The following is a 9,746-nucleotide window of genomic DNA, read 5'->3' as shown; positions in this document are numbered from 1 at the left end:
GACTCAGACCGCTTTCACGATCGCCGCAACCGCCATTGCCGCCGTGTCCGTGTGCGAAAGCGTTAGCAGCACACTCGTGCCGCCGACCTGCTTGAGCAGCCCTTCACCTTTTTCATCGAGTCGCACCAGCGGTTCGTGGCGGCTGCCGTGATAAACTGAAATCGACTTCCACCCAAGCTCCGCACCGATGCCCGTCGTGAACGCCTTGGACACGGCTTCCTTCGCGGCAAAACGCGCCGCGAGGTGCTTGTGCGGATACTTCATGCTGAAGCAATACGCGCGCTCCTCATCGGTGAATACGCGGTTGAGAAACCGGTCGCCCTGTCGCTCCAACACACCCGCGATGCGATCGACGTCGATAAGATCGGAACCGAGGCCGAGCAGCATGCCCCCAGGCGGCAACGTGATGATGCGTGCTTCGCTCATGTGGCGGGATTCATGCGCTTTTTCATTTCACGGACCGCTTCATCAATACCCGTGGTCAACGCACGACTGATGATCGTGTGGCCGATGTTGAGCTCGTGAACGTGCGGCAGCGTGCGGATCTCCGCCACGTTGTCGTAATTGATACCGTGCCCCGCATTGACCACGACTCCGGCGGCGTGTGCGCGCAACGCGCCGTCACGCAAACGGGCAAACTCCTCAGCACGGCGAGGCGTGTGCCAGACATTGGCCCACGCACCGGTGTGCAGCTCAATCCACGGCGCACCGAGTTCGGCGCTCAAATCAATCTGCGCGGCGTCCGCATCGATGAAGAGGCTCGTGATAATTCCAGCGGCATTCATCGCATCAACGCAGGCTTTGACCTGGGCGCGGCGTGCGACGACATCCAGACCACCCTCGGTGGAAATCTCCTCGCGACTCTCCGGAACCACGCACACCGAGGCGGGTTTCACTTTCAATGCGAAGTCGATCATCCACGGCGTGCACGCCATCTCGAGGTTGATACGTGTCTTGGACGCAGCCTTCAGCCGCCAGACATCGTGCTCCTGAATGTGCCGGCGATCCTCGCGCAAGTGGATGGTGATGCCATCCGCGCCGGCGCGTTCGGCCAGCACGGCCAACGCAACAGGATCGGGCTCCACGGGACCGGGAGCCGTCTGGTCATAACCCCGGTAACGCGCCTGCCGGACGGTGGCACAGTGGTCGATATTGACGCCGAGAAGAATCATGGGATGCGGTAATAAAGCACGAATGAGGAAATCAGGAAATCAGGAATATGACCTGAATTTTCTTCCTGCATCCACGAGTTCCGGATTGGTTGGCCTTTATGGCCACGCCCGCCCCCAAGAAGGAAAACCTGCTGCTCAACCTGGTTTTCAACATTCTCATTCCCACGCTGGTGCTTTCCAAGCTCAGCAAGGACACGCTGCTCGGGCCGGTCGTCGGACTCGTCGTCGCCCTCGCCTTCCCGCTGGGTTATGGCGTCTGGGATTTTCTCGAGCGCAAGAAGGCCAATTTTATTTCGATCATCGGCTTCGTGAGCGTGCTGCTCACCGGCGGACTCGCGCTCATGCATATCGGCGGAATGGGCTTCGCCATCAAGGAAGCCGCCGTGCCCACCGTGATCGGCATTGCAGTGCTCTTATCCTTGAAGACCAAGACGCCGCTCGTGCGCACCATGCTCTACAACGAACAGGTGATCGACGTGGAACGCGTCGACACGGCCCTCAACCTCAAAGGTAACCGCAAGGACTTCGACCGGCTGCTGTTCAATGCGAGCTGCCTGCTCTCGCTGTCGTTTCTGGTAAGTGCCGCGCTCAACTTCGGGCTCGCCCGCTACCTGTTGAAAAGCCCCGCGGGCACTGCGGAGTTCAATGCCGAGCTCGGCAAGATGCACTTCCTCAGCTGGCCGGTCATCGTGATCCCCAGCATGGCGATGATGATGTTCGCCCTCTGGCGATTACTGAGCGGTATCAAAAAACTCACCGGCCTGGAGCTCGACGCCATTTTCAAAACACCGCCCGAAAAGCCCAAAACCAAGAAAGCCTGAGTCTCCCTTCAGACACAAAAAAGCCGGACGATTTTCGTCCGGCTTTTTTGTAGACGTCAGCGAAGGTCACGCCCCGGCGAAAACCTGCGATCAACGCAGGTTCATCGGCGTGTAATCACGCTGAGGATGGCCGTTGAAGATCTGACGCGGGCGGTAGATGCGGCCCTTGGCATTCGAAGCGACTTCGCGCCAGTTGGCAATCTGACCGGGCGCACGACCGATCGCAAAGATCACCGTGAACATGCTCGTGGGAATACCGAGCGCGCGCATGATGATGCCGCTGTAGAAATCGACGTTCGGGTAGAGTTTGCGCGAGATGAAGTAGTCTTCGTTGAGCGCGGCGTGCTCGAGGCGTTTGGCGATATCAAGGAGCGGGTCCTTGATGCCGAGCTTGGCGAGCACCTCATCACACGCCTTGCCGATGATCGTCGCGCGGGGATCGTAGTTGCGGTAAACGGGATGGCCAAAGCCCATCAGGCGGTTGCTCTTGTTGCCCTGCTTGGCGGCTTCGACGAAACGGGTGCCGTCATCGCCTTCGTCATGGATCGACTGGAGCATCTGCATGACCGCGGTGTTGGCGCCGCCGTGAAGCGGGCCCGAAAGCGCGCCGATACCGGAGGAGAGCGATGTGAAAATATTCGCGGCGCTGGAGCCCACCATGCGCACGGTCGAGGTGGAGCAGTTCTGCTCGTGGTCGGCGTGGAGGAGGAGCAGCAGGTTGAGCGCGTGGGAAACCTCAGGGATGATTTTATAATCCTCGTAGGGCTCCGAGAACATCATGTGAAGGAAGTTGTCGGCGAACGGCAGATCCTTCGGGAAAATGAACGGCAGGCCTTTTTGATGGCGGTAGATCATCGCACCGATCGTGCGGATCTTCGAAATGAGAACGGCGGCGGACTGGTCGAAATTCTTGAGGTCGGTCTCGAAATTATTGGTGGCGAGTTCGGGATGATAGGAAGCGAGGGCACCCACCATGGAGCTCAGCATGACCATCGGAGGAGCATCCTTCGGGAAGGCGTCAAAAAACTTCTGCATCTGCGGCGCAACCGTCGCATTTTCGCGCAGGAGCTTGCCGAATTTCAGGCGCTGTTCGGCGTTGGGGAGTTCACCGTAGATGACCAGGTAAGCCGTCTCGACGTAGTTAGAATGAGCGGCGAGTTGCTCGATGGGATAACCGCGGTGACGAAGGATGCCATTGTCCCCATCGAGGTAAGTGATGGTGCTCTCGCAAGAGCCGGTGTTGCCGTAGCCTTGATCGTAGCAGATGTAGCCGGTGTCGGCGCGCAGCTTGCGGGTATCGATGGCTCTTTCACCTTCCGAACCGATCAAAATGGGCAGGGTGATTTCTTTGTCCTCCAACTTCAGGGTAGCAGTATTAGCCATATCCGTTCGAACAGAGCAAAATCCGCACCGGATGCAAAGCAAAGTGTCATGCCATTGCGTGACTTTACTGCAGCAATAAGTGCACGACGTGCGGCTTGTTAGCAGATGTATTCACCCTGGGCGCGGGAATCCCCGCCCACCCTTGATGCAAAACCGACGCAGGCCTCAAAAATTAACGCGCAGCCGACGCGGTCATCGCTGCGACGGCCGTGAAACTACGATAGATTTGCAGCCCTTTGGCCTGGCTTTTTTCAGGATGGAACTGCGTGGCGAAGCACCGTCCGCGCGCGATGGCGGCGGTGAAGACTTGGCCATAATCACACTCGGCCAGCACCAGCGACCGGTCATCCGGCACGCAGTGGAAACTATGCACGAAATAAAACGCTTCACCTTCCGAATGAAGCCCCGCCTGAAGCGGAGAGCCGCACTGGAGGAAACGCACGGTATTCCAGCCCATGTGCGGAATCTTGAATTCCGACGGCAACTGGAAGCGCACAACCTTGCCCGGGAAAATACCGAGGCCTTCGGTTTTCCCGCCCTCTTCGGAATAATCGAAGAGCGCCTGCATGCCGAGGCACACGCCAAGGAAGGGCCGATCCGCGGCGATCCATTCACGAACCGTATCGGCAAGTCCGCTGGCCTTGAGCGACGATACACAATCAGCCAGTGCGCCGACGCCCGGCAGCACGAGCCCATCGGCACCGGAAGCGATCACCTCGGCCGGAGTGCGCACGACCTTCACCTCGGCGCCCACGACCTCGAAGGCCTTGGTAACGCTACCGAGGTTGCAAAGTCCGTTGTCGATGACGGCGATGATGGGCATGACGGCGAAAACGCTAACCGCGGCGGCTGAAAACCGCCAGCGGTTGAATTAGATCTTACCCTTGGTCGAGGGCAGCTGGCCCGCCGTGCGCGGGTCAATCTGCGTGGCGGCGTCAAGGGCGCGCGAAAGGCCTTTGAAGATCGCCTCGGCGACGTGATGCGGCTCCTCGCCGTATTCGAGCGTGATGTGCAGGTTGCAACCGAGCGCGTTGCTAAACGCACGGGCGAATTCCTTCACGAGAATGATGTTAAAATCGCGCACGAACTGCGTGGGCGCCTCGACCTGGTAAACGAGGTGCGGGCGTCCGCCGATGTCCACGGCGACGCGCGCCAGGGATTCATCCATGGGCAGCAGGAAGAAGCCGTAGCGTTTGATACCGAGCTTGTCGCCGAGCGCCTGTTTGAAGGCGTCACCGAGCACGAGGCCGACGTCCTCAACGGTGTGGTGATAATCGACCGCGACATCACCGACGCATTTCACGTTAAGATCGAACAAGCCGTGCTTCGCGAACAGCGTGAGCATGTGGTCGAAGAATGGCACGCCGGTGTCGATTTTCGACACGCCGGTGCCGTCCACTTCGAGCGTCAGCTGGATGTCGGTTTCGGCGGTCTTACGGGTGAGTGTTATGTTGCGAGCCATGCTTCGATTGCTTTGTTGACGGAGAACATTTCGTCGTCGCTGCCGACGCTGATGCGCAGGAATGGCGCGGTCAAGGCGTGGCTGGGGAACGCACGCACGAGGATCTTCTGCGCGAGGAAGAAATCGTAGAGCGACTTCGCGACGGCGGGACCGGTTTCGCCTTTGGAGTTTTTTGGCTCCGCGAAAATGAAGTTGGTCTGCGTCGGGTAGATGAACCAGCCGAGACGGTCCGACCAGTCGCTCACCCAATAATCACGGGTGTAGATGATCTTTCCGATGATGGCGTCGTAGTAGCCGGTGTCGCTCAGTGCCGCGAGCGCGGCGGCCTGCGAGAGGCGGTTGACGTTGTAGCTGTCGCGCACGCGGTCGAGCAGCTCGATGATTTCCGCACTGGCGAGTGCGTAGCCCACGCGAAGACCGGCGAGCGCGTGCGCCTTGGAGAGCGTGCGCGTAATCACGAGGTTCGGATAACGCGCGAGGAGCGACACGGCATTCTCCTTTGCGAACGGCGCGTAAGCTTCATCCACGACAAGCACGCCCGGGAATTTATCGAGGACGGCGGAGAGTTCGGCATTGGTGAACGCGACGCCGGTGGGCGCATTGGGCGACGTGAGGAAAAACGCGCGCGCGCCGGACGATACGATTTTTTCCACGGGCAACTTCATCGAGCGGTCGAACTCGATGATCGTGGTTGTGCCGTCGTTGATCGCGACGAGCACGGGATACAGCGAGTAGCTCGGCAGCGTGAAACCGGTCGCCGCGGAGGGTCCGCCGAAGACGCGAACGAGCAGGTTGAGCACGTCGTCGGAACCGTTGCCGATGAGGACGTTTTCTTCACGTAAACCGTGAAGCTTGGCGACGAACTGACGGAGAGGCGTGCTCTTCGGATTCGGGTAAAGCCGGAGCAAATCGCCCTCGTCGGCGAGCTCGTGCTTGATGGCCTCGGCTGCGCGCGGGCTGGGACTGTAAGGGCACTCGTTGGTGTTGAGCTTCACCCAACCGGGGCCAGTCGGCTGAAGACCGGGCGTGTAGGCGTGAAGCTTCTGGATGTGCGGGAGGGCCGGAACGGAAAAAGAAGAGGACATGGACTAAAACGATCCCGACAAATCAGAGGGCGCGGATCTTCACACTGCGGCCGTGCGCGTCGAGTTTCTCCATCGCGGCGAAGGCGGAAACAACCGGTTCGGCCTTTTTGACGGAGGCTTTGTCGTAACGCACCACACTCGTGCGGCGCATGAAGTCGGCGACCCGCAGGCCGCTGAAGAAACGGCCGGCTCGGGCGGTCGGCAGCACGTGGCTGGGACCTGCGGTGAAATCACCGAGGGCGGTCGCCGTGTAGTTACCGAGCATGATCGCACCGGCGGTCGTGATGTCGCGAAGGAGACCTTTGTGCGCGGACTCCTTGACGAGTAATTCGAGATGCTCGGGCGCGACGTAGTTGGCCACCTTCACGGCTTCGGCGAGGGTCTTCACTTCGATGGCGAGGAAACCGTTGGCGAGCACGCGCTGGGTTTTCTCGGAACGGGAGATAAGCTTCAACTGCACCTGCACTTCGTCGGAGATCTCTTTGATGATCTCGGCTGAGGTCGCCACGAGGTAGATTTTTTCGCGACCGGAACCGTGCTCGGCTTGCGCGAGAAGATCGGCGGCGGCGAAGGTAACGTTGGTCGATTCGTCGGCGATGATCATGACCTCGCTCGGGCCCGGAAGCGAATCGACACCGACGGTGCCGAACACCTGGCGCTTGGCTTCGCACACGTAAGCGTTGCCGGGTCCGAAGACCTTATCGACGGCCGGAACCGTGAGCGTGCCGAAGGCGGCGGCGCCGATGGCTTGCACGCCGCCGATGCGGTAAACTTCGTCGATGCCGATGAGATCGAGAGCGGCAAGAACACCATCGGCAATCTTGCCCTGCGAATTGGAAGGCGTGAAGACGGCGATCTCGGGGCAGCCAGCGATCTTCGCGAGCGTGGCCGTCATGAGGACGGTGGATACAAGCGGGACTTCGCCGCCGGGGACGTAGAGACCGACGCGGCGGATCGGGTGGTTGATCTCGCCGACCTGCGCGCCGTGTTTGTTTTTGCCGAGCCAGTCCTTGGGCAGGCTCTGCTTGTTGAAGGCGACGATGTTCTCGTGCGCGGCGACGAGGGCCTTGCGCTCGGCGGCGGGCAAACGCTTGGCGGCAGCGGCGATCTCGGCGGGCTTTACGCGGAAATCACGGGCGCGGAGCTTGGCGCCGTCGAACTTCGCGGCGTAATAGCAAACGGCTTCGTCGCCACGTTGGCGGATGTCGGCCAGGATGGCGGTGACGGTGTCCTGAATGTCCTTGGGAACGGATGCTCCCTGACAAAAGCCGGCCAGATCGGAATCAAAGGTTTTAGAGGCAAACTGGATGACGCGCACGGTGAAAGGATTAGTCGGAAAGCACTACCCTGCCCCGCTTACGGGCGCCAGTCGGAAAACCATCAAACCGCCCCAGCGCGCTCAGCGGTTCATCGAGGGCACCAAAAACAAACTGTCTGCAAACGTCTCATTAACCTGAATCTTATCAAAATTAATCGAAACCGTGCGCTCACTGCCGTCAGGCAACTTACTTGTGCTGATAATTTTACGCGGGAATCGAATGCCTTCAACCACGGCTTCGTCTTCTTCGCGGATGGTGATGCCGTTTTCCGTCTCGGTCAGCACGAGACGACCTGATGCATCGTCAAAATATCGGGTGAACACGATGCCGTCGTCGTGGTGGAACGCGAGTTTGCGGGCGGGCTTGCCGTCGACCACAGCCTTGCCGAGGTCTTCAACGTGGCCGCGGCGGTGTTCGATTCCGCGGAAGAATGAAAGGTTCTCCCATGTGTTGGCGCGAAGCCGTTTGATCTGCTCGTTCGAAAGCAACGTCATGCGCCAACGACTGGAGTCGGACGGATCCTGCTCACGCTGCCAGCCCTCGTAACCATCAAGAGCGGTGATCTCGATTTTATTAACCGAGGTGGCCACGATGCGCTGGCGATACGGCGATTGAAAAATGATCTCGATCGCCACCTCGATAGGACGGGCAACCCCTTTGTCATCCAGGGTCGTGGTCGTGAGCGTGCCCGTGTAATGCAACGACTGCAACGCAGTCAGCGCCGCCTCCGTCCCCACGCCCGCACGCGCACGCGCGATCACCTGATCGACATCCGCGGCGGCATGAACCGTAAACGCGGAGAGCAAACAAACGGTGATGACGGCGAGATGACGGAACGGTGTTTTCATGGGGTGATGAAGGACGTCGAGGAATCGGGATTATTCCCACTCGATGGTCGCGGGTGGCTTCGAACTGATGTCGAGGAGCACGCGGGAAACTCCGCGGACCTCGTTGGTGATGCGCGAAGAAATTTTCGCTAGCAGGTCGTAGGGCAGACGAGCCCAGTCGGCTGTCATGGCGTCGCGGCTTTCGACAATGCGGAGCGAGATGACGTCGGCGTAGTTGCGCTCGTCACCAATGACGCCGACCGATTTAACGGGCAGGTAAACAGCGAAGGACTGCCAGACTTTCCAGTAGTAACCGGAGGCCATCATCTCGTGTTGGAGGATGGAATCGGCGGCCTTGAGAACGTTGAGCTTTTCCTGGGTGATGTCACCGGCGACACGAACGCCAAGGCCCGGGCCGGGGAACGGCTGGCGCCAGACAACCTCGCGGGGGAGACCGAGCGTCTCGCCGACGGCGCGCACTTCGTCTTTGAAGAGTTCGCGCAGAGGTTCGAGGAGTTTGAGTTTCATACGATCAGGCAAGCCGCCCACGTTATGGTGTGACTTGATGAGCGCGGCAGGGTTCCCTGCGATGGCAACGGACTCGATGACGTCGGGATAGAGAGTGCCTTGGGCGAGCCACTTGGCGCCGCCGACGGAGCGGAGGGATTTCTCGAAGACCTCGACGAAGGTGTTACCGATGATCTTGCGCTTCGCTTCGGGCTCGCTGACGCCCTTGAGGCGCTTGAGGAAAAGCTTCGAAGCATCGACCACGCGGAGGTCGATGTTGAAGTGATCAGCGTAGAGTTTTTCGACTTGTTCGCGTTCGCCGGCGCGGAGGAGACCATTGTCCACGAACACGCAGGTGAGCTGCTTGCCGATGGCCTTGTGAATGAGTGCGGCGGCCACGGAACTATCGACGCCGCCGGAAAGGCCGAGGAGCACGCGTTCCTTGCCTACCTGATCGCGGATGGTCTGCACCGAGTGCTTGATGTAGTCCTTGGTCGTCCAGTCCTGCTTCGCGCCGCAGATGCCGAGAAGAAAGTTGCGAATGACATCGATACCGCGTTCCGAGTGGAAAACCTCGGGATGAAACTGGATGCCGTAGAAGTTGCGCTTCCGGTCTTCGATGACGGCGAACTCGGAGTTCTCGGTCGTGCCGATGGCGGTGTAACCGGGAGGCAACGCAATGAGACGGTCGCCGTGGGAGTTCCAAACCTTGAGCTTCTTCGGCAGGCCCTTGAAGAGACGGCCGGGCTTCTGAAGCGTGAGCACGCCGTTGCCGTATTCGCGGTGGGTGCTCTTGGAGACCTTCCCGCCGAGCAAGTGGCCTTGGAGCTGAATGCCGTAGCAGATGCCGAGAACAGGCACGCCGAGCTCAAAGAGGGCTTTGTCGGGCATCGGCGCGTCCTTGGCGAACACGCTGCTCGGACCGCCCGAGAGGATGATGCCGATGACGCCGTCGGCCTTCAGCTGCGCGGCGGGCGTGCTGAAGTGGTAGATTTTGGAGAGGACCTGGCACTCGCGGATGCGGCGCGCGATCACTTGCGTGTATTGGGAACCGAAATCGAGGACGGCGATGATCTGGGACATGTAGAGAAAAGGTGCCGGAAACGGGTGAATCGGGCGGATTAAAGCAGGAAAAGTGCGCGGACGGGGCCGGACGTGTCAATGCGGCGG

Annotated in this window: 10 protein-coding genes; 1 reads left to right on the top strand and 9 read right to left on the bottom strand. The window is 60.0% G+C overall.

What is annotated here, in order from left to right:
- Positions 1 to 3 precede the first annotated feature (3 nt).
- The gene (gene acpS / locus FPL22_RS14370; RefSeq protein WP_343160876.1) at positions 4 to 384 is read right to left on the bottom strand and encodes a holo-ACP synthase; all 381 of its coding nucleotides are present in this window, start codon (positions 382 to 384) and stop codon (positions 4 to 6) included.
- A 38-nt stretch (positions 385 to 422) separates the two neighbouring features.
- Positions 423 to 1,172: a pyridoxine 5'-phosphate synthase gene (locus FPL22_RS14365; RefSeq protein WP_144353679.1), complete on the bottom strand. Its 750-nt coding sequence runs from the start codon at positions 1,170 to 1,172 to the stop codon at positions 423 to 425.
- Positions 1,173 to 1,270: 98 nt separating this feature from the next.
- Between FPL22_RS14365 and FPL22_RS14360 the strand changes: the two genes are divergently transcribed.
- Positions 1,271 to 1,993 carry a VC0807 family protein gene (locus FPL22_RS14360; RefSeq protein ID WP_144353678.1) on the top strand — a complete coding sequence of 241 codons (723 nt, stop codon included), beginning with the start codon at positions 1,271 to 1,273 and terminating at the stop codon, positions 1,991 to 1,993.
- Positions 1,994 to 2,083: 90 nt separating this feature from the next.
- On the opposite strand, the gene FPL22_RS14355 is transcribed toward FPL22_RS14360, so the two are convergent.
- The 7 genes from FPL22_RS14355 to guaA all read right to left on the bottom strand — a co-directional run bounded on the left by FPL22_RS14355 (position 2,084) and on the right by guaA (position 9,659).
- Complete coding sequence (locus FPL22_RS14355; RefSeq protein ID WP_144353677.1) at positions 2,084 to 3,376, bottom strand: citrate synthase; 1,293 nt, start codon at positions 3,374 to 3,376, stop codon at positions 2,084 to 2,086.
- Between the two features lie 172 nt (positions 3,377 to 3,548).
- Positions 3,549 to 4,199 carry an imidazole glycerol phosphate synthase subunit HisH gene (gene hisH, locus FPL22_RS14350; RefSeq protein WP_144353676.1) on the bottom strand — a complete coding sequence of 217 codons (651 nt, stop codon included), beginning with the start codon at positions 4,197 to 4,199 and terminating at the stop codon, positions 3,549 to 3,551.
- A gap of 48 nt (positions 4,200 to 4,247) precedes the next feature.
- Entirely contained in the window at positions 4,248 to 4,838 is a 591-nt protein-coding gene (hisB, locus tag FPL22_RS14345) for an imidazoleglycerol-phosphate dehydratase HisB (RefSeq protein WP_144353675.1), read from the bottom strand.
- Positions 4,823 to 5,923 carry a histidinol-phosphate transaminase gene (gene hisC, locus FPL22_RS14340; protein WP_144353674.1) on the bottom strand — a complete coding sequence of 367 codons (1,101 nt, stop codon included), beginning with the start codon at positions 5,921 to 5,923 and terminating at the stop codon, positions 4,823 to 4,825. The genes hisB and hisC overlap by 16 nt, the downstream gene beginning before the upstream one ends.
- Positions 5,924 to 5,945: 22 nt before the next feature.
- Positions 5,946 to 7,241: a histidinol dehydrogenase gene (hisD, locus tag FPL22_RS14335; protein WP_144353673.1), complete on the bottom strand. Its 1,296-nt coding sequence runs from the start codon at positions 7,239 to 7,241 to the stop codon at positions 5,946 to 5,948.
- Positions 7,242 to 7,322: 81 nt separating this feature from the next.
- Entirely contained in the window at positions 7,323 to 8,090 is a 768-nt protein-coding gene (locus FPL22_RS14330) for a hypothetical protein (RefSeq protein ID WP_144353672.1), read from the bottom strand.
- 30 nt (positions 8,091 to 8,120) lie between these two features.
- Positions 8,121 to 9,659, bottom strand: a complete 1,539-nt coding sequence (gene guaA, locus FPL22_RS14325; protein ID WP_144353671.1) for a glutamine-hydrolyzing GMP synthase — start codon at positions 9,657 to 9,659, stop codon at positions 8,121 to 8,123.
- Positions 9,660 to 9,746: the final 87 nt, after the last annotated feature.

Source organism: Rariglobus hedericola (assembly GCF_007559335.1).
Lineage (GTDB): Bacteria > Verrucomicrobiota > Verrucomicrobiia > Opitutales > Opitutaceae > Rariglobus > Rariglobus hedericola.
Note: the sequence above shows the minus strand (reverse complement) of the source record. Positions and strands in the feature narration are given on the sequence as shown.